Consider the following 20,066-nt stretch of genomic DNA (forward strand, 5'->3'; position numbering starts at 1 on the left):
TCTTGAGCTGTCAGGTTTTGGATTCTTTTTCGTTCTTGTAAGGCGGCCGCGGAATGTTCTGATGCGCCGCGCGCAGCGCCGCCGACCAGCGCGAGCGAAGGTCGTGGAAATAGGGCTCGCCCGCCTCGATGCGATGGTTGAGATCGGCTTCGCAGGCCTCGTTGCGCACCACCAGCACGTCGATCGGCAGGCCGACGCCGAGGTTGGATCGCATCGTCGAGTCCATCGAGATCAGGCCGGTCTTCAGCGCCTCGTAGAGCTCGACGTCGTAATGCATGGCGCGGTCGAGCACCGGCTTGCCGTATTTGTGCTCGCCGATCTGCAGGTAGGGCGTGTCGGTGGTGCACTCGATGAAATTGCCGGCGGTGTAGACCATGAACAGACGCATGCGCGCGCCCTTGATCTGGCCGCCGAACAGGAAGGAGACGTCGAAGGACACGTCCTCGGATTTCAGCGCCGGCCCTTCGGTGGCATGCACCGCCCGGATCGCCCGGCCGATGCGTTGGGCGGCCTGGAACATGGTCGGCGCGTTCATCAGCGTCTCGACCTCGCCCGTGTTGGGATCCTCCAGGCCTTCGGTCAGGGTGGAGAGCACCGACTGGCTGATGGCGAGGTTGCCGGCGCTGGCGATTGCCATGATGCGCTCGCCGGGCTTGGAGAAGATGTGCAGCTTGCGGAAGGTCGAGACGTTGTCGAGGCCGGCATTGGTGCGGGTATCGGCGATCATCACCAGGCCGTCCCGAACCAGGATTCCGCAGCAATAGGTCATTTCCAGTCCCCGAACGCGTTTGCGCGGAATTACTAGCCAATTTCACGGAGGCATGAAACCCCCGATTCCCGGGGGGCGAGGCCGTCATTCCGGGGCGCGCGTAGCGCGAACCCGGAATCCATTTATCCTCTAACTCTGCGGCCCGATGGATTCCGGGCTCGATGCTTCGCATCGCCCCGGAATGACTGGAAGGAGCTATCCCTGCCGCTGGGACTGCGATTGCGACTGCCCGCCGCGGCCGGCCTGCTCGACCTTGACAGTCACTGCCAGCGTTTCCGTGCCGCCGCCATAGCGGGTGCCGCGCACCGGGGCTGCGCCGAGATAGTCGAGCCCGATCGCAACGCGGACATGGGCGTCGGTGGCGCAGATGCTGTTGGCGGGATCGAAGCCGACCCAGCCGAGATCGGGCACGTAAGCCTCCGCCCAGGCATGGCCGGCCTCCTGATGCACCGTGTCGTCTGCACGCAGGAAATGCCCGGAGACGAAGCGCGCCGGCACGCCGCCGGCGCGGGCGCAGGCAATGAAGATATGCGCGTAGTCCTGGCAGACCCCGCGCTTGAGCGCGAACGCCTCCGCCGCGGACGTGCCGCTGTTGGTGGGGTCCTCGTCGAACGTCATGTGATCCGCAATCTGCGTCATCAGCGTGTGCAGGAAACCCAGCGTGTCGCTCTCGGCTTCGCTGCGCAACTGGCGCGCAACCGCCGTCATCGCCGGGTTGACGGAAGTGAGGTCGGTGGAGCGCAGGAACATGCCGGCCGGGAAACGCTCATCAGTGCCGCGCAGCACCCCGCCGGTATCGTGGGTCTCGATCAGCCCCTCGGCGGTGATCTGGATGTCGCCGACAGGCCCGCAGGACAGCACGTGGGTGACGTTGCCGAACGCGTCCTCATGCATGTCGAGCTTGGTGTCGGTGGAGACGTCGATCTGCCATTCCGCGACGTATTGCCCGTCATGGCTGCCCGGCGTCATGCGCAGGATCTGGATCACGCTGGTGGCCGGCGGCTCGTAGCGATAGGTCGTGGTGTGCAGGATTCGCAGGCGCATGGTGGACCGTTGTTCTGGCGTCATTCCGGGGCGGTGCGCAGCACCGAACTATGGTGCGCAATTGCGCACCTGAGAATCTCGAGATTCCGGGTCTGGTCCTTCGGGCCATCCCGGAATGACGGCGTGTATCAGATCAAATACTGCTTCGTGATGATTTCGCCCAGCCTGGAATTGTCCGTGATGAATTCCTGAATGAATTCATGCACGCCATGCTGGAAAATGTCGTTCATGTTGCTGTGTTCCAGCCGGTTGCGGATGCCGCGGGCGTGGCGCTGGGCCGGGCCCTGGCGGCCATAGGCGACGCCGATCTGGTCGAGGTTGCGCACGAGGTTGCCGTAGCAGCTGGCGAGCGAGCGTGGCAACGTGTCGTTGAGGATCAGGAGATCCGCAATCAGCCAGGGTTTCAGCGTCTCGCGATAGACCCAGTGATAGGCGGTCAGCGCCGAAACCGAGCGCAGGATTGAGCTCCACTGATAGAAGTCGAGCGGACCGCCGACGTGCTCCTCCTCGGGCAACAGCACATGATATTTCACGTCGAGAATGCGCGCGGTGTTGTCGGCGCGTTCCAGATGCACGCCCATCCGCGAGAACCAATAGGCGTCGTTGCGCAGCATGGTCCGGTAGGCCGAGCCGTCGAAGCGCAGCGAGGTCTCCTGCACGAAGCGGAGGAATTTGGCGAGATCCTCGCGCGTCGAGGTGCCCTTGCTCCAGACTGCCTGAAGCTCGATCCAGGCCGAGTTGATGGTGTCCCACATCTCGCTGGTCAGTGCGGTGCGCACCGAGCGCGAGTTCAGCCGCGCTGCTTCGATGCAGTTCCGGATCGAGGACGGATTGTTCGGCGAGAACGACAGATACTCGACGACGTTGTGCTCGTTGGCTTCCTCATAGGCCTGATAGAAGCTCGCGGCGACGCCGGCGGTGAGCAGCGCCGAGTCCCATTCGTTGGTCTTGCCGATATAGGCGGCGGGCAGCGCGGTGACGCGCAGCGTCGCATCGATGGTGCGCGCGAGATATTCGGCCCGTTCGACGTAGCGGGCGAGCCAGTAGAGGTTTTCGGCGGTACGCGACAGCATCTCTCTACTCGTCCAAAATCCAGGTGTCTTTGGTGCCGCCGCCCTGGCTCGAGTTCACCACCAGGGAGCCTTCCTTGAGTGCGACGCGGGTGAGCCCGCCGGGCACGATGGTGGTGCTCTTGCTGCCGGTGAGCACGAAGGGGCGAAGATCGACATGGCGCGGGGCGAGGCCGCTTGCCGTGCAGGTCGGGCAGGTCGAGAGCGCCAGCGTCGGCTGCGCGATGAAACCTTCCGGCTCGCGCTTGAGCTTGTCGCGGAATGCTTCGATCGTCGCTTTGGTCGCAGTGGGTCCGATCAGCATGCCGTAGCCGCCGGAGCCATGCACTTCCTTGACGACGAGCTCGCTGAGATTGTCCAGCACATAGGCGAGGTCCTTGGGCTCGCGGCAGCGCCAGGTCGGCACGTTCTTCAGGATCGGCTCCTCGCCGAGATAGAATTTCACGATATCAGGCATGTAGGAGTAGATCGCCTTGTCGTCGGCGATGCCGGTACCGACGGCGTTGGCGAGCGTGATGTTGCCGGCGGCGTAGGCCGACATCAGGCCCGGCACGCCGAGCACCGAGTCGGGACGGAAGGTGAGGGGATCGAGGAAATCGTCGTCGACACGGCGATAGATCACGTCGACCCGCTTCAGCCCTTCCGTCGTCCGCATGAACACTTCGTTGCTCTTGACGATGAGGTCACGGCCTTCGACCAGCTCGATGCCGAGCTTGTCGGCGAGGAAAGAGTGCTCGTAATAGGCGGAGTTGTAGACGCCGGGCGTGAGCAGGGCGACGGTCGGCTCGCCGGATGCGCTTTGCGGCGCGACCGAGCGCAGCGCCGCGAGCAATTCGTCCGGATAGCGCTCGACCGGCGCCACCCTGTGGCGGGCGAACAGATCCGGAAACAGCCGCATCATGATCTCGCGGTTTTCCAGCATGTAGGACACGCCCGACGGCGTGCGGGCATTGTCCTCCAGCACGATGAAGTCCTCGGCATCGACCCTGACGATGTCGATGCCGGCGATGTGCACGTAGACGTCGTGCGGCACCTGCTGGCCGTTCATCTCGGGCCGGAAGACCGGGTTCTGGAAGATCAGGTCGTCGGGCACGATTTCGGCACGGAGAATGTCGCGGCCGTGATAGATGTCGCGCAGGAACATGTTGAGCGCACGTACCCGCTGCTTCAGGCCTTTCTCCAGCAGCGCCCATTCCTTGCCCGACATGATCCGCGGGATCACGTCGAACGGGATCAGCCGCTCGGTGGACTCGGAATCGCCGTAGACCGCGAAGGTGATGCCGATCCGACGGAACAGCAGCTCGGCCTCCTGGCGCCGATATTCGAGAGCCTCGGGCGGCGTCTCCTTGAGCCAGCGCGCCAGCTCCTGATAGGCGGGGCGAAGGTCCCCGCCGGGAATATTCATTTCGTCAAATGCGACTGCCATAGATCCCGACTGTTCGCCCCCAGGCGTTGCACCATTGGTCAGGTCGCCTTAGGCCTTGCTGAAGACCGCAACGTCCTGTGGTCACGCCGTGAGAGTGCATGACTTCCGTAGGAGGTAGCAAGGGCCGGGCCAGCGCGATATGCATGGACTGACAGCATTTGGCGGGGATGACCGCGAACATGCCTGAAAAAATGGCTGAGGACTGCTTATTTCAGAAGCAAAACCGCGTGACTTCAACGCGTTACCTCGGCAAAGTCGGCGTCACAGGTGAGGGACTTAAGGCATGAGCGACATCGTCACGGCGGGCATTCTGGTCATTGGGGACGAAATCCTGTCCGGCCGGACCAAGGACAAGAACATCGGCTTCATCGCCGAATATCTGACCAATATCGGCATCGACCTGAAGGAGGTTCGGATCGTCTCCGACGACGAGGCCGACATCATCGCCGCCCTGGACGCACTGCGCCATCGCTACAGCTACGTCTTCACGACGGGCGGCATCGGGCCGACCCATGACGACATCACCGCCGACAGCGTCGCCAAGGCATTCGGCGTCGACATCGACCATCACCCGGAGGTCGTCGCCCGCTTCCGCGAGCGCTGGAGCGAGCAGGACCTCAACGAGGCTCGCCTGCGCATGGCCCGCATCCCCGACGGTGCCGAGCTGATCCAGAGCGCGACCATCCTCGCGCCCGGCTTCAAGATCGGCAATGTCATCGTCATGGCCGGCGTGCCGTCGATCATGCAGGCGATGATGGACATCGTCTCGCCCAAGCTGAAGTCGGGCGTGCGCATGCTGTCCGAATCGGTCCGCGCCAATGCGCGCGAGGGCGACATCGGCAGCCCGCTGCGGGCGATCGCCGCCGCCCATCCGGACACCATCATCGGCAGCTATCCCTTCATGGACGAGGAGCAGAAGCCCAACACCAATCTGGTTGTGCGCTCGCGCGATCCGGAGAAGCTGGCGGCGGCGATGGGTGCGGTGAAGGAAATGCTGGCGGGATTGAACATCACCCGCTAAAGCGCCCGGCTTGCCGGACGTTTTACGAAGCAGGAGACGACAATGGCAGGCGAAGCACCGGAACCGAATGCGCAGGAGAAGGCCGGCAAGGCCTTCCCGGTCTCGTGGGACCAGTTCCACCGGGATTGCCGAGCGCTGACCTGGCGGCTCAACGAGGTCGGTCCGTTCCATGCGGTGATCGCGATCACCCGCGGCGGCCTGGTGCCGGCCGCGATCGTCGCGCGCGCGCTCGGCGTGCGCGTCATCGATACGGTCTGCATCGCCAGCTACGACCATAACAAGCAGGGCGAGCTCCAGGTCCTCAAGGGCATTTCGGAGGCGGCGATCAAGCTCGGCGGCGGCACCGGCAAGGGGCTGCTGATCGTCGACGACCTCGTCGACACCGGCAAGACCGGCAAGCTGGTGCGCGAGATGCTGCCGGACGCGCATTTCGCCACCGTCTATGCCAAGCCGATGGGCCGCCCGCTGGTCGACACCTTCATCACGGAAGTCTCGCAGGACACCTGGATCTTCTTCCCCTGGGACACCGCGCTGTCCTACCCCCCGCCGCTGCGCGACGGGGCGGCGTAGCTTTCCTTCGCCTCTCCCCGCCTGCGGGGAGAGGCCGGAGCGCATCGAAGATGCGATCCGGGTGAGGGGGACTCTCCGCGAGTCCGTCTCTCACCATATTTGTGGAGGCAGCCCCTCACCCCAACCCTCTCCCCGTAAGAACGGGGCGAGGGAGAGAACGCGCACCATGCCCCTGCAAAACCGCGTCACGCCCACCGGCGACATCATCACCACCTCGCATCGCGGCCTGTTCACCGGCAATCGCGGCATCATCCACGATCCCGCGACGAAGACGCTGCTGAAAAAGCGCTGGTCGTCGCCGGCGTGGCTCACCTGCACCTGCGAATTCCGCGGCCGGCGCCGCGAAGTGATGGCGCAGCGGAGCTGGACCGAGCTGTTCTTCCTGGACGAGGCCACCGCGCTCGCCGCCGGACATCGCCCCTGTTTCTATTGCCGCAAGGACGACGCCAATCGCTTCCGGGCCGCATGGGAGAAGGGCAATCGCGTGCACGGCGTCCGCATGCACGACATCGACACGGTGCTGCATCACGAACGGCTCGATCACGGCAGGAAACGACTGCACGCGCTGCTGGTGCCGCTCGACCAGCTCCCCGACGGTGCGATGGTTCAGCAAGGCGAGGAGAGTTTTCTGGTGACGGAGGGCAGGACGCTGCTGTGGTCGCCGGCGGGCTATAGCGCGGTCGAGCGTCAGCTTGGCGAGGCGGCGTTGCTGACGCCGCCCTCGACGCTGCGCACATTGAATGCCGGCTACGCGCCGGTGTTGCATCCGACTGCACTGCCTTAGCGCAGTGCCTGCCCTGGCCGTTACGCCAGCTTCTCGCGCGCCAGCGCAGCGCCGGCGCCAAGCGCCGCCAGCTTCGCTTCAGCGATCTCCCGCCGCATCGGCGCCATGCCGCAATTGGTGGTGGCGATGATGTTGCTCTTGGGTACGAATTTCGACACGGCGTCGATCACCTTCACGACGTCCTCGGCCGTCTCCACGGTGTCGCTGGCGACGTCGATCACGCCGGCCTGCACGATCTTGCTCTTGAGCAGCGCCAGCAGGTCGAGCGGGACCTTCGAATTGCGGCACTCGATCGCGACCTGCTGGATCGGGCTCGCATCGATCGCCGGGAAGATCTGCTCGTACTGCCGCCATTGCGCGCCGAGCGTCTCCTTCCAGTCGGTGTTCGCCTTGATGCCGTAGCCGTAGCAGATATGCACGGCGGTGGCGCAGGTGAGGCCTTGCGCGGCGCGTTCCAGCGCCTTGATGCCCCAGTCATTGACCTCGTCCATGTAGACGTTGAACGCGGGCTCGTCGAACTGCACGAGATCGACGCCGTCGGCCTGGAGCGCCTTGGCCTCTTCGTTCAGGAGCTCGGCGAAAGCGAATGCCATCTTGACGCGGTCGCCATAGTAACGATCGGCAATGGTGTCGATGATGGTCATTGGGCCGGGCAGGGTGAATTTCAGCTTCTTCTTCGTGTGCGTGCGTGCGACGCGCGCCTCGTCGGCATGGACGCGGCCTTTGAGCCGGAGCGGCGCGACCACCTGCGGCACCATTGCCTTGTAGCGGTCCTTGCGGATGCCCATCTCGACCTTGTGGGCGAAATCGATGCCCTCGACCTTCTCCAGGAAGCCGTGGACGAAATGCTGCCGGGCCTGCTCGCCCTCGGTGACGATGTCGACGCCGGCGTCCTCCTGGATCTTCAGCCAGATCAAGGTCGCATCGCGCTTGGCGCGAGCAAGCTCGGCGCCTTGCGACTTCCAGGGCGCCCAGAGCATGTTGGGCTCAGCGAGCCATTCCGGTTTCGGCAAGGAGCCGGCGATCGTGGTTGGAAACAGCATGGCGGGCCTCCCGGCAGGTTGTGTTGCGCCCCTTCCTGCCATGACTTAACGTCAAGGTACAGAACAACAAAAGTCGTCATCTGAGCTGGCGACGCCGGACAGGAAACGCCATGATCGAATTCTTCTTCGACTGTTCCAGCCCCTGGACCTATCTCGCCTTCCACAACATCCAGCCGCTCGCGAAGGAGCTCGGCGCGGAGATCGTCTGGCGGCCGATCCTGGTCGGCGGCATCTTCAACACGGTCAATCCGAGCGTCTATGCGCAGCGGGAGAAACCGGTGCCGCTGAAGGCGCGCTACATGAAGAAGGACCTTCAGGACTGGGCGCGCTCGGCCGGCCTTGCGATCAAGATGCCGCCGACGGTGTTCCCCGTGAACAGCGTCAAGGCGATGCGCGGTTGCATCTGGCTCGGCAAGGACATGGTGCCGTTCGCCACCGGCCTGTTCGAGACGTATTGGGGCGAGGACAAGGACATCTCGCAAGACGCGGTGCTCGCCGGGATCTGCAAGAAGGTCGGTATCGACGAGCAGAAATTCTTCGCCGCTATCGCAGAGCAGGGCATCAAGGACCAGCTCAAGGCCAATACGGAAGAGGTGGTCGCGCGCGGCGGCTTCGGTTCACCGACGATCTTTGTCAACAAGACCGACATGTATTTCGGCAACGACCGCCTGCCGCTGATCCGCGAGGCACTTAAGCGCAGCAAGGCGAGCGCAGCCTGATGGTGCGCGCTGTCGTCTGCCGAGAGCTGGGCGCGCCCGAGCGTTTGCTGCTGGAAGAGTTTCCGCCGCGCGCGCTGAAGCCGGGCGAGGTACGCGTCGCCATCCGCGCCGCCGGGCTGAACTTTCCCGACGTGCTGATGGCCGCGGGTGAATATCAGCTCAAGCCGGAGCTGCCGTTCACACCGGGCATGGAGGCTGCGGGCGATGTCACCGAGGTGGGCGCGGAGGCACGCGGTGTTGCCGTCGGCGACAAGGTCATCGTCAAGATGCGCCATGGCGCCTTTGCCGATGAAGCCGTCGTCACGCCATCGCAGCTCACGCCGATGCCGTCCACGTTCGACTACGCCGAAGCCGCGACCTATCTCGCCGGCCACGGCACCGCCTATCACGCCCTGATCGACCGGGGCCGGCTCGAACCGGGCGAGGTGCTGCTGGTGCACGGCGCCGGCGGCGGCGTCGGTCTTGCTGCGGTCGAGATCGGCAAGATGCTGGGCGCGACCGTGATCGCCACGGCCTCCAGCGACGAGAAGCTCGCGATCGCGAAGTCGCGCGGCGCCGATCATCTCGTCCGCTACGACCAGGAGCCGTTTCGCGAAGCCGTCAAGCGCATCACCGATGGCCGCGGCGCAGACGTCGTGTTCGACCCCGTCGGTGGCGAGGTCTTCGAGGACTCGATGCGCTGCATCGCCTGGGGCGCGCGGCTGCTGGTGATCGGCTTCACCGGCGGCATCGGCTCAGCCAAGACCAATCTGCTGCTGATCAAGGGCGCCAGCGTGCTTGGTGTGCGCGCCGGAGAGGCCGTGCGCAAAAATCCTGCGCTTGGCGAGGTCCGCCTGAAGGCCCTGTTGCGATGGGCGGAGGAGGGCAAGCTGCGCCCCAATGTCTCGCACCGCCTGCCGCTTAAGGACTATGCGAAGGCGATGCGGTTGTTGATCGACCGCAAGGCGATCGGGCGGGTGGCGTTGCTGATGGAGTGAGATGTCATGCCCCGCGCAGGCGGGGCATCCAGTAATCACCAGCGGTCGTGACAATTGAAGCTGGTGGAATACTGGATCACCCGCCTTCGCGGGTGATGACAGCCGTGCCCGCTCGTCGCGTCACTTATACTCCCGCTCGGTCCACCACGGGAAATAGTCTGGCATGTCGGTGGACACCTTGTTCTTGAACTGCGCGGGACGCTTTTCCAGGAACGACACCACGCCTTCCTTCACATCGTCCGAGCGGCCGCGGGCGTAGATGCCGCGGCTGTCGACCTTGTGGGCTTCCATGGGATCGTCGGCGCCCATCATGCGCCACATCATCTGGCGGATCAGCGCCACCGAGACCGGCGCGGTTTTTGCCGCAAACTCCTTGGCGAGCGCGCGCGCGGTCGGCAAGAGATCATCGGGGGCCACGACCTTGCTGACGAGACGCCCCGCAAGCGCTTCCTGGGCGGGGAAGACGCGCCCCGAATAGCACCATTCCAGTGCCTGCGAGATGCCGACGATGCGCGGCAGGAACCAGCTCGAGGCCGCCTCGGGCACGATGCCGCGCTGGGAGAACACGAAGCCGAACCGCGCAGCCTCGGAGGCAATGCGGATGTCCATCGCAAGCTGCATGGTGACGCCGATGCCAACGGCCGGGCCGTTCACCGCGGCGATCACGGGCTTGAGGCACTTGAAGATGCGCAAGGTGACCTGACCGCCGCCGTCGCGCACCTGCGGATCGCTGTAATCGACCTTGCCGTCGACCAAGCGTTTCACCGGCCCGCGCCGCGCGTCGCGGTCGAACGTATCGGCGCCGGAGGAGAGGTCGGCGCCCGCGCAAAAGCCGCGGCCGGCGCCGGTGACGATGATGGCGCGGACATTGTCATCCTTGTCGGCGGCGTCGAACGCATCGATCAGCTCCGCCTGCATCTGCGCGTTGAAGGCGTTGAGCTTGTCGGGCCGGTTCAGCGTGATGGTGAGGATCTGCTCGGCGACCTCGTATTTGATCGTCTCATACGCCATGGTGGTTTCCTTCCCGGTTTCTTTATCGATCTCTCTAGCACGTCATTCCGGGGCGCGCGAAGCGCGAGCCCGGAATCCATCAATCGGCACCAGTAGTGCCGATGAATGGATTCCGGGCTTGCGCCAAGAGGGCGCAACCCGGAATGACGGAGTGCGGCTACTTCGCCGGCGGCTTCGGCCAGGGTTTCTGCGCGCCGCGTAGGCCTTCAAAAGCCTTGGCCATCCCGAGCACGCCGATATCGTCGAAGCGGCGGCCGACGATCTGCACGCCGATCGGAAAACCCTTGGCGTCGAAGCCGCCGTTGACGGACACGGCCGGATTCTCCGACATATTCCACGGCACGGTATAGGCGATGTGCTCGAACGGATTCATGGGATCGTTGATCGGCGAGGCCCACTCCGCCGGAAAGTTCACGTTGGGCGCGGTCGGCGAGATCACATAGTCGAGCTCGCAGAACAGTTTTGACGCCGCCGCGCGGATCGCCATGGTCTGATTGAAGCCGCGGATGACATCGACGCCCGACAACTTGGCGCCGGACTCGCCCCACTTGAAGATGTAGGGCAGCACCTTGGCCTGCTCGGCCGGCGTCAGCTTGGACAGATCGTCCCACATCCGCGCGCGCCAGAAATTGTCGAGGCCGTCGAGCATCTCGCGGGTTAGGATGCCGTCGACTTCGGTCACGACGCTGCCTGCCGATTCGAACGCCTTGGCCGCCTTCACCGCGACCTCGCGCACCGGCTTCTCCAGCGCCAGGCCGCAGCCGGGATCGAGCATCAGGCCGATGCGCAGCTTTCGGGGGGACTTCTCCAGTCCCTTCCAGTTGAGGGGCTCGGCCGGCAGGCTCATGCCGTCGCGCCGGTCGGGCTTGGCGATCACGCTCATCATCAGCGCGCAATCATCGACGGTGCGGGTCATGGGACCTGCGACACGACCGACATAGGTGGGATCGATCGGCACGCGGCCGAAGCTCGGCTTCAGGCCGACGAGCCCGCACCAGCCTGCGGGCAGGCGCACCGAGCCGCCGATATCGGTACCGAGATGCAAGGGACCATAGCCGGCCGCGGCGGCGGCGCCTGCGCCGGCGCTGGAGCCGCCGGGGTTCTTGCTGAGGTCCCACGGGTTGCGTGCCAGCGCATGGAAGCTTGAGAGCCCCGAGGACAGCATGCCGTAGTCGGGCATGGTGGTCTTGGCGAAGATGACCGCGCCGGCCTCGCGCAGCCGCGCGGCGGGCGGTGCGTCCTTCTCGGCCGGCACGAGCTTGACGCTGGCCGCGCCCAGCGGCACCGGCACGCCCTTGGTCGCGATGTTGTCCTTCACCGTGACCGGCACGCCGTCGAGCGCGCCGGAGGGCTCGCCGCCGCTCCAGCGCGCGGTTGAAGCCTTTGCGGCCTCGCGCGCGCCGTCGGGGTCGAACGCATAGAGCGCTTTCAGATGCGGTTCCCACGCGGCGACATGCGCGAGCACGTCCTCCAGCACCTCGCTCGGCGAGAACTGTTTTGCGCGATAGCCTGCGATCAGATCGACCGCCGACAGATCGTGCAGCGAGGTGACCGCTTCCTCAGGGCTCTTCTTATGCATTGCTAACCTACGGGCATACGGGTCTCGATGATCCGAGCGAACATGCTGGCGCCGATCGGAAGGATCTTGTCGTCGAGCACGAAGCCGGGATTGTGCACGGGCACCGAGCCGTCATGGCCGACCCAGAAATAGGCGCCGGGAATGGTCTGCAGCATGTCGGCAAAATCCTCGCTGCCCATCTTCGGCTGGGCGCGGGTGATTACGTTGGCGGGATCGACGATGGTGCGCGCGACTTCCTCGACCACCTTGGACTGCTCGACCTGATTCACCAGAACACCGAACGTGTCGCGGATGTCGGCTTCGATCGTGCACTGATACGCGGCCGCAATGCCGGCGCAGATCGTGCGGATGCGTTCGGCGATCAGGGCGCGGACTTCATTGGAGAAGGTGCGGATGGTGCCGCACAGATGCGCATCGCCCGGAATGACGTTATAGGCGGAACCCGCGTGGATCTGGGTGATCGAGATGACGGCGGCCTGTAATGGATCGACGTTGCGGCTGACGATGGTCTGGATCGCCTGCGCCAGCGTCGTCGCGATGATCACCGCGTCCTTGGAGCGCTCGGGCATCGCGCCATGCGCGCCATAGCCGGTGATGCGGAGGTCGAAGAAGTCGGCGCTAGCCATGGCCGGCCCGGGCAGGATCGCGATCTCGCCGTGGTTGAGGTCGGGCGCGTTGTGCAGGCCGTAAAGCTCGTCGCACGGGAACTTCTCGAACAGGCCGTCCTTGATCATGGCACGGGCGCCGCCGAGGCCTTCCTCGGCCGGCTGGAAGATCAGGTGCACGGTACCGTCGAAATTCCGGGTCTCGGCGAGATAGCGCGCGGTGCCGAGCAGCATGGTGGTGTGGCCGTCATGGCCACAGCCGTGGAAGCGGCCCGGGATTTTCGAGCTCCATTTCAGATTGGTGTTCTCTTCCATCGGCAGCGCGTCCATGTCGGCGCGCAGGCCGATGCGCTTGCTGCCCGAGCCCTTGCCCTTGATGACGCCGATCACGCCGGTGCCGCCGAGGCCACGATGCACCTCGATGCCCCAGCTTTTCAGCCTGTCGGCGACGATGCCGGAGGTGCGCACCTCCTCGAAGCCGATCTCGGGATGGGCGTGGAGGTCGCGCCTGATAGCGGTGAGTTCGTCGGCATAGCCGTCGATGCGGTCGATCGTGGGCATGTGTCCTGTCCGGTTAGCGTGAAGAAGGATCGAAAGCGGGGCCGTTCGGCTTGATGCGGATGCCGGGCCGCAGGCGCGTCCAGGGCAGGGAAGCGGTGTCGGCCGGCATTGCGCCGGGGGCGGCGCAGATCATCAACTGTTCCGCGATCGGCTCGAAATCGGCGCGGAAGTGCACCGAGCTCTTGTTGACCAGAATCTTTTGCGCGGTCGGCTCGATGCCGACATAGCGATACATCGCCTGGTCGGCGAGCTGGGCCTTGTGTGAAGAGACGACGACGCGAACATCGCCGATACGAAGGCAGGCGGAGGGGCCCATCTCCATCTCGCGGCCGCCATAGTAGGGACCGGGCGCGATGAAGCGGCCATCGGAAAGCTGTTCGACCACGAAGGTTTCGCGATAGGGCTCGTCGCCGGGGATGCCGGACTTGCCGCCGAGCGAGAGCGTCACGGCGGCGCCGACGCCGGCCGCATGCGCAGCCCTGGCCGATTCCGGATCGTAGATGGCGCCGGTTGCCGCGCTGGCCTTGTTGCGCACCAGCGCGCGCAGCATGCCCGTGGTGTCGGAATCGCCGCCGGCGCCTGGATTGTCCTGGGTGTCGGCAATGATGATCGGCTTGCTCGCGTTCTTCGAAAGTTCCATGGCGTGGCGCACGCCATCGTCGGGTGACCAGATCCTGCCGTCGAAATCGTCCTCATGGCTTTCGATCAGCTTCACGATCGCATCGGCCGCGCGATCGGCGTCGGCCTGGGTCTTGCCATAGGCGAACACGCTCGGGCCGCAATCGCGGAAATCCGCGGCCGGGAAGCCGGGCGCGAAAGACAGGGTCGGCACGGTATCGCTCTCCAGCGCCGCGAGCTTCTCGTAGATGCCCTTGGTGGGGAAGTCATTCGTACATTGCCAGCTGATCGCGATCAGGAACGGCAATTGCCGGAACGATTTTGCAAAGCGCTGCTTGGTCTTCAGCAGCAGCGCGAGATGTTTCGCGCAGGCCCGGCCGGTCTCGGCCATATCGACATGGGGATAGGTGCGGTAGGCGATCAGCGCGTCCGCATGCTCAATCATCTCGGGGGTTACGTTGGCGTGCAGGTCGAGGCTGGCGACCAGCGGAACATCCTTGCCGATGACGCGGCGCACACGCGCCAAAATCTCGCCTTCACCATCGTCGAGATGTTCGGTGACCATCGCGCCGTGCAGGTCGAGATAAACGGCGTCAATCGGGCCCGCGGCGGCGATGCCGTCGACCATGACCTTCACGATGCGCTCGAAGGCGTCCTTGGTGACATGCGCCGACGGGCTCGCCCCGCAAGCGATGGTCGGAATGAGTTCCCAGCCGTTCACTTCAGCGCTGTCGACGAAACCGGCGAGGCCGACATTGATGCAGCGCATCACCCTCAAGACGTCGGCACCTCTAGTCATCGCCGGCCAGCCGCCGCCATGCTGGAAATCGGCGAAGGTCGCCTTGGTGGGAGCGAAAGTGTTGGTCTCGTGCAGGAAGCCGCCGACGGCGATACGTGTCATTCAGTTCAAGTCCAGCGTTGGAAAGTGCGCGACGTTAGCCTTGGCCTTGCGAGGAGAGCAAGGCGGGAAGCAATCGCGCCGCGCATAGGGTAAGATCGTTTTGGGAATGCTGCTCCGCAGTCATTCCGGGGCGCGCGCAGCGCGAGCCCGGAATCCATTTAGCGACAGACGCCGCGGCTGGATGGATTCCGGGCTCATCGCTTCGCGATGCCCCGGAATGACGATGGTGAGAGTTAGGCCGTGGCCCCCACGCCCTCCGCCACCGGCCGGAAGTTCGCAAAGTCCCAGTTGCGGCCGGGGGCGGCGTCGAGGAGCGCCTTGGTGTAGGCCTCCTTCGGATGCGTCAGCACTTCGGCGGCGGGGCCCTGTTCGACCACGCGGCCGTGCTGCATCACCACGACCTCGTCGCAGATTTGCGCCGCGACGCGCAAATCATGGGTGATGAACAGGATGGCGATGCCGAGCCGCTTCTGGATCTCGTCGAGCAGCTCCAGCACCTGCGCCTGCACCGAGACGTCGAGGGCGGAGACCGCTTCGTCCGCGACCAGCACGTCGGGATCGAGCGCGAGCGCACGCGCGATCGCGATGCGCTGGCGCTGGCCGCCGGAGAACTGGTGCGGATAGCGCGACACCGCATCGGCCGGCAGGCCGACCAGCTCGAGCAGCTCGCGCGCGCGCTTCATTGCCTCAGCGTGCGCCACGCCGTAATTGATCGGGCCTTCCGCGATGCTCTCGCCGACGGTGACGCGCGGGTTGAGCGAGCGGTAGGGATCCTGGAACACGATCTGGATCTTCTGCCGGTGCGGCTGCAGCAGGCGGCGCGAGATGTCGGCGATCTCACGGCCGGCGAGGCGCACGCCACCGGAGGTCGGGTCGATCAGGCGGACGATGCAGCGCGCCACCGTCGACTTGCCCGAGCCGCTTTCGCCGACGATGCCGAGCGTGCGGCCCTTGCGCAGGGTGAGCGTGACCTTGTCCGCGGCGACGACCTCGCGGCCTTTGCCGAAGAAGGCGCGCTCCTTGTAGACCTTGCTGAGCTCGTTGGCCTCCAGCACCACGGGCTCGCGGCTCTCCTCGCGCGGTTGCCGCGGCACCAGGCTCGGCACCGAGGCGAGCAGGTTGCGCGTATACTCCATGGTCGGGTTGCGCAGCACGGTCTCGAGCGGACCGGTCTCGACCAGGCGGCCCTGCCGCATCACCGCGACGCGATCGGCGATCTCGGCAACCACGCCCATGTCATGGGTGATGAACAGCACGGCCGTGCCGTGATCGCGCTGGAGCTCGCGGATCAGGCTCAGGATCTGCTTCTGCGTGGTGACATCGAGCGCGGTGGTCGGCTCGTCGGCGATGAGGAGCTTCGGCTCCAGCACCAGCGCCATCGCGATCATGATGCGCTGGCGCTGGCCGCCGGAGAGGCGGTGCGGGTAGGAGGCGAAGATGCGCTCGACCTGGGGCAGGTGGACCTGCTCCATCATGTCGAGAATGCGCTTCCTGCGCGCCCTGGCATCGAGCTTGGTGTGTGCGCGCAGCACCTCGTCGATCTGGCGGCCGACCGGCACCACCGGATTGAGCGCGGTCATCGGCTCCTGGAAGATCATGGCCATCTGCGTCGCGCGGAGCTGGCGCAGGCGGCGGTCGGTCGCGGTGAGCAGCTCCTCGCCGACCAGCTTGATGCTGCCGCTGGTGGGAACCAGCGTGCCTTTCGGCAAGAGGCCCATCGTGGTGAGCGAGGTCACCGACTTGCCAGAGCCGCTTTCGCCGACGAGGCACAGCGTCTCGCGCTCGCGCACCTGGATCGAGATGCCGTCGATGATCTTCGGCCCGCCCGGCTTCTTGCCGACGGAGACGACGAGGTTGTTGATGTCGAGGACGGTGTTGGTCATGCTGCAAAACTCTCGCTCGTCATTCCGGAGCGCGCGTTAGCGCGAGTCCGGAATCCATCGGGCGTCAGTACAAGAGGTGGAATGGATTCCGGGTTCGCGACTTCGTCGCCCCCCGGAATGACGAAACGGAGGATACTCACTTCCCCTCCCGCTGCTTCATGCGGGGATCGAGGGCGTCGCGGGCGGCATCGCCGATCAGGTTGATGCTGAGGATGGCGATCGAGAGCAGGAGGCCCGGCCAGAAGATCAGCGACGGCTTGATCTGGAAGTACTGGCGCCCCTCGGCCATGATGTTGCCCCAGGTCGGCGTCTCCGGCGAGATGCCGGCGCCGAGGAAGGAGAGGATCGCCTCGGTGAGGATCGCGGAGGCGCAGACATAGGTGCCCTGGACGATCAGCGGCGCGATCGTGTTCGGCATCAGGTGGCGCCACATGATCTTCGGCAAGCTGGAGCCGACCGAGATCGCGGCCTCGACGTAAGGCTCCTCGCGGGCCGACAGCACGACCGAGCGCACCAGGCGCGCCACGCGCGGAATCTCGGGAATGGTGATCGCGATCAGCACGGTCCAGAGGCTGGCGCCGGAGAGCGAGACCACGGCGATCGCGAGCAGGATGCTCGGCATCGCCATCAGGCCGTCCATGACGCGCATCAGCACGGAATCGACCAGCTTGAAGAAGCCGGAGACGAGGCCGATCGAAAGCCCGATGGCGATCGACAGGATCGCCGAGCCGATGCCGATCAGCAGCGAGATGCGGCCGCCATAGATCACGCGCGACAACAGGTCGCGTCCGTAGGCGTCGGTGCCGAGCAGGAATTGTGCCGATGTCGGCTTCAATCGCTGCGACGGCGCGAGCTGGATCGGGTCATGCGGCGCGATCAGCGGCGCGAGGATCGAGATCACCACGATCAGGGCGAGCAGGACCGTCGCGGTCGCGATGATCGGCGTCGAGGTGAGGAATCCGAATCGCGGCCGCAGCGGCGACGTGATCGGAATGGACGACTGGGGAAGGGTATCGACCGACATGTGTGTTCTTATCCTTGCCTCAGTACCGGATCCGGGGATCGAGCAGGGTGTAGGCGACGTCGATGAGGAGATTGACGACGACATAGATCAGCGACGTCAGCAGGATCATCGCCTGGATCACCGGGTAGTCGCGCGCCAGCACCGCATCCACGGTGAGGCGGCCGATGCCGGGGATGTTGAACACGCTCTCGGTGACGACGACGCCGGAGATCAGCAGCGCAAAGCCGGTGCCGATCACCGTGATCACCGGCACGGCGGCGTTGCGCAGCGCATGGCGCATCATCACCGCAATCTCGTTGATGCCCTTCGCGCGCGCCGTTCGCACGTAATCTTCGCCGAGGACGTCGAGCATCGCCGCGCGCGTCATGCGCGCGATCAGCGCGATGTAGATGAAGGACAATGCGCAGGTCGGCAGGATGATGCGCTCGAAGAACGGCCCGAAGCCGTTGAAGATGCTGCGGAAGCCCTGCACCGGCACCCAGCGCAGGTCGATGGCGAAGATCTGGATCAGGACATAGCCGACCACGAACACCGGCACCGAGAAGCCGAGCACGGACAGGCCCATCACGAAGCGATCGATCCAGGTGCCGTGCTTCCACGCCGCAATCACCCCCAAGGGAACGGCAACGATGACGGCGAGGATGATGGTCGACAGTGCGATCGAGATCGACGGCTCGACGCGCTGGCCGATCATCTTCATCACCGGCAGGTTGGAGATCAGCGAGGTCCCGAGGTCGCCGTGCAGCAGCTTGTTCACCCAGGTGATGAACTGCACGATCAGCGGCTCGTTCAGGCCGAGCGAGGTGCGGATGCGCTCGAGCCGTTCCGGCGTCGCATTGTCGCCGGCGAGAATCGCGGCGGGATCGCCGGGCGTCAGTCGCAGCAGCAGGAACACGAACAGCGCGACGACGCCCATCACGGGCACCGCGGCCAGAACGCGGCGAATAAGATAACCCAGCATGCACCTATCTCCGGCTGCGGAACTTGTGGGGGCTCGAGGCGCCCGTGAATTCTGTCGTGTCTATCATGCCTATCACTTGGGCTGACAAGGCCGCCCGGAGACGCCGTCCTCTCGGGGCAAATTGTGTGCCAAGGGCTGCGCTGTAGCAAGAGGCCGGCATGCCCCCGGCGTCGACCAACTCAGGATGCATGTCGCAGCTCACGCTCAACCCCTAGTGAAGGCACGGTCGGCGGCGCATTGAGCCCGCGCCAGCCGTCGATGGTCTGGGCAATCATCTGCGCCGTCGCCGCCGACAGGGTCCAGCCGAGATGGCCGTGGCCGGTGTTGAAGAACACGCCCGGTATCCGTCCCGCGCGCACGACCGGCATCATGTTCGGCATCATCGGCCGCAGCCCGGCCCAGGGCACGACGCGCGACGTCTCGACGGCGGGGAAGTTGCTGCGCACCCAGTCGATCAGCGGCTGCACGCGGTCGGCGCGGATGTCGCGATTGAAGTCGTTGAACTCGGCGGTGCCAGCGACGCGAAAGCGATCGGCCCCGAGCCGGCTGGTGACGATCTTGGCGGCCTCGTCGAGCAGGCTCACGGTCGGGGTGGCGTTGCGGCTCTCGGCGGTGTCGAGCTGCACGGTGATCGAGTAGCCCTTCACCGGATAGACGTTGACCCGCTCGTCGAGCAGGGCGGCGAAATGACGGCTCGCGACGCCCGCACAGACCACGACGCCGTCCGCCTTCAACGTGCCGCGCGGGGACGCATCAGCATTGCTCGCAGAGAGGTCGGCCCAGCCGATGACGAAGCCGCTGCCGACACGTGCGATCGAATCGATGTTGGCTTCGTGGATGAAGGTTGCGCCGCGCCGCTTGCAGGCTTCGGCGAGCCCGCGGGTGAACTTGTGGATATCGCCGGTCGCATCCGACGGCGTGTAGAAGCCGCCATAATAGTCCTTGCGCAGTGTCGGCTCGATCGCGCGGATCTCTTCCGGCGTCACCGAGCGGCGATCGAGACCGCCTTCCTGCAGCAGCGCGTTGACGCGCAGACCGGATTCGAAGCCGGCCTTGTCGCGATAGATGTGGAGGATGCCGCGGCGCTCGAGATCGAAGTCGATGCCTTCGCGTGCCGCGATCTCGAACAGATGCTTGCGGGCTTCGATCGCGAGCCGCGTGGTCTCGATCGTGTTGGCGCGGTAGTTGCCGATGTTGGCGACGAACTCGCTCATCCACGAATATTTGTGCCAGTTCGGCCGTGGGTTCATCAGCAGCGGCGCGTCGCGCCGGAACATCCAGCGCAGGCCCTTCAGGATCGTCGCAGTGCTGTTCCAGACTTCGGCGTTCGATGCGGAGAGCTGTCCGCCGTTGGCGAAGGACGTCTCCATCGCGGCGTAGCGGTGCTTGTCGAGCACCGTCACCTCAAAGCCGCGTTCGAGCAGGGCATAGGCAGTCGTCACGCCGGTGATGCCGGCGCCGATGATGGCGATATGGGTCATGGCAGGTTTCGGGGCTCCC

Annotated in this window: 18 protein-coding genes; 5 read left to right on the plus strand and 13 right to left on the minus strand. The window is 65.2% G+C overall.

From position 1 onward, the window contains the following. Positions 1-10: 10 nt before the first annotated feature. The 4 genes from CVM73_RS07275 to CVM73_RS07290 all read right to left on the minus strand — a co-directional run bounded on the left by CVM73_RS07275 (position 11) and on the right by CVM73_RS07290 (position 4,309). Positions 11-769, minus strand: coding sequence for a proteasome-type protease (locus CVM73_RS07275; protein ID WP_100231327.1), 759 nt, complete (start codon positions 767-769; stop codon positions 11-13). A gap of 195 nt (positions 770-964) precedes the next feature. Beyond that, positions 965-1,813, minus strand: a complete 849-nt coding sequence (locus CVM73_RS07280) for a transglutaminase family protein (protein ID WP_100231328.1) — start codon at positions 1,811-1,813, stop codon at positions 965-967. Positions 1,814-1,941: 128 nt separating this feature from the next. Then, positions 1,942-2,886, minus strand: a complete 945-nt coding sequence (locus CVM73_RS07285; protein WP_027575996.1) for an alpha-E domain-containing protein — start codon at positions 2,884-2,886, stop codon at positions 1,942-1,944. A 4-nt stretch (positions 2,887-2,890) separates the two neighbouring features. Next, positions 2,891-4,309, minus strand: a complete 1,419-nt coding sequence (locus CVM73_RS07290) for a circularly permuted type 2 ATP-grasp protein (protein ID WP_100231329.1) — start codon at positions 4,307-4,309, stop codon at positions 2,891-2,893. A gap of 283 nt (positions 4,310-4,592) precedes the next feature. Between CVM73_RS07290 and CVM73_RS07295 the strand changes: the two genes are divergently transcribed. The 3 genes from CVM73_RS07295 to CVM73_RS07305 all read left to right on the plus strand — a co-directional run bounded on the left by CVM73_RS07295 (position 4,593) and on the right by CVM73_RS07305 (position 6,684). Beyond that, on the plus strand, positions 4,593-5,330 hold the full coding sequence (locus CVM73_RS07295) for a competence/damage-inducible protein A (protein ID WP_100231330.1): 738 nt from the start codon (positions 4,593-4,595) through the stop codon (positions 5,328-5,330). Between the two features lie 42 nt (positions 5,331-5,372). Next, on the plus strand, positions 5,373-5,900 hold the full coding sequence (gpt, locus tag CVM73_RS07300) for a xanthine phosphoribosyltransferase (protein ID WP_100231331.1): 528 nt from the start codon (positions 5,373-5,375) through the stop codon (positions 5,898-5,900). 166 nt (positions 5,901-6,066) lie between these two features. After that, entirely contained in the window at positions 6,067-6,684 is a 618-nt protein-coding gene (locus CVM73_RS07305) for a hypothetical protein (protein ID WP_100231332.1), read from the plus strand. Between the two features lie 20 nt (positions 6,685-6,704). Here the strand turns inward: CVM73_RS07305 and CVM73_RS07310 are convergent, their stop codons facing one another. After that, positions 6,705-7,727: a methionine synthase gene (locus tag CVM73_RS07310; RefSeq protein ID WP_100231333.1), complete on the minus strand. Its 1,023-nt coding sequence runs from the start codon at positions 7,725-7,727 to the stop codon at positions 6,705-6,707. A gap of 110 nt (positions 7,728-7,837) precedes the next feature. Between CVM73_RS07310 and CVM73_RS07315 the strand changes: the two genes are divergently transcribed. After that, on the plus strand, positions 7,838-8,446 hold the full coding sequence (locus CVM73_RS07315; RefSeq protein ID WP_100231334.1) for a 2-hydroxychromene-2-carboxylate isomerase: 609 nt from the start codon (positions 7,838-7,840) through the stop codon (positions 8,444-8,446). Next, positions 8,446-9,423: an NADPH:quinone oxidoreductase family protein gene (locus tag CVM73_RS07320; RefSeq protein WP_100231335.1), complete on the plus strand. Its 978-nt coding sequence runs from the start codon at positions 8,446-8,448 to the stop codon at positions 9,421-9,423. Before CVM73_RS07315 ends, CVM73_RS07320 begins: the two co-directional genes overlap by 1 nt. Before the next feature lie 120 nt (positions 9,424-9,543). Here the strand turns inward: CVM73_RS07320 and CVM73_RS07325 are convergent, their stop codons facing one another. From CVM73_RS07325 to CVM73_RS07360, 8 genes are all read right to left on the minus strand, one after another. Then, a complete protein-coding gene (locus CVM73_RS07325) occupies positions 9,544-10,434 on the minus strand; it encodes a crotonase/enoyl-CoA hydratase family protein (RefSeq protein ID WP_100231336.1) in 891 nt (296 codons plus the stop codon). A gap of 157 nt (positions 10,435-10,591) precedes the next feature. Then, a complete protein-coding gene (locus tag CVM73_RS07330) occupies positions 10,592-12,013 on the minus strand; it encodes an amidase (protein WP_100231337.1) in 1,422 nt (473 codons plus the stop codon). 2 nt (positions 12,014-12,015) lie between these two features. After that, positions 12,016-13,179 carry a M20 aminoacylase family protein gene (locus CVM73_RS07335; RefSeq protein ID WP_100231338.1) on the minus strand — a complete coding sequence of 388 codons (1,164 nt, stop codon included), beginning with the start codon at positions 13,177-13,179 and terminating at the stop codon, positions 12,016-12,018. Positions 13,180-13,192: 13 nt separating this feature from the next. Continuing rightward, the gene (locus CVM73_RS07340; protein ID WP_100231339.1) at positions 13,193-14,698 is read right to left on the minus strand and encodes a M81 family metallopeptidase; all 1,506 of its coding nucleotides are present in this window, start codon (positions 14,696-14,698) and stop codon (positions 13,193-13,195) included. A 233-nt stretch (positions 14,699-14,931) separates the two neighbouring features. Then, the gene (locus tag CVM73_RS07345; protein WP_100231340.1) at positions 14,932-16,581 is read right to left on the minus strand and encodes an ABC transporter ATP-binding protein; all 1,650 of its coding nucleotides are present in this window, start codon (positions 16,579-16,581) and stop codon (positions 14,932-14,934) included. A gap of 136 nt (positions 16,582-16,717) precedes the next feature. Next, on the minus strand, positions 16,718-17,605 hold the full coding sequence (locus CVM73_RS07350) for an ABC transporter permease (RefSeq protein WP_100231341.1): 888 nt from the start codon (positions 17,603-17,605) through the stop codon (positions 16,718-16,720). A gap of 19 nt (positions 17,606-17,624) precedes the next feature. Next, entirely contained in the window at positions 17,625-18,566 is a 942-nt protein-coding gene (locus tag CVM73_RS07355; protein ID WP_167406686.1) for an ABC transporter permease, read from the minus strand. Between the two features lie 179 nt (positions 18,567-18,745). After that, positions 18,746-20,047 (minus strand): D-amino acid dehydrogenase, encoded by a 1,302-nt coding sequence (locus CVM73_RS07360; protein ID WP_100231342.1) that lies wholly within the window; start codon positions 20,045-20,047, stop codon positions 18,746-18,748. Positions 20,048-20,066: the final 19 nt, after the last annotated feature.

Origin of the sequence: Bradyrhizobium forestalis (genome assembly GCF_002795245.1) — a bacterium.
GTDB classification, from domain to species: Bacteria; Pseudomonadota; Alphaproteobacteria; order Rhizobiales; family Xanthobacteraceae; genus Bradyrhizobium; species Bradyrhizobium forestalis.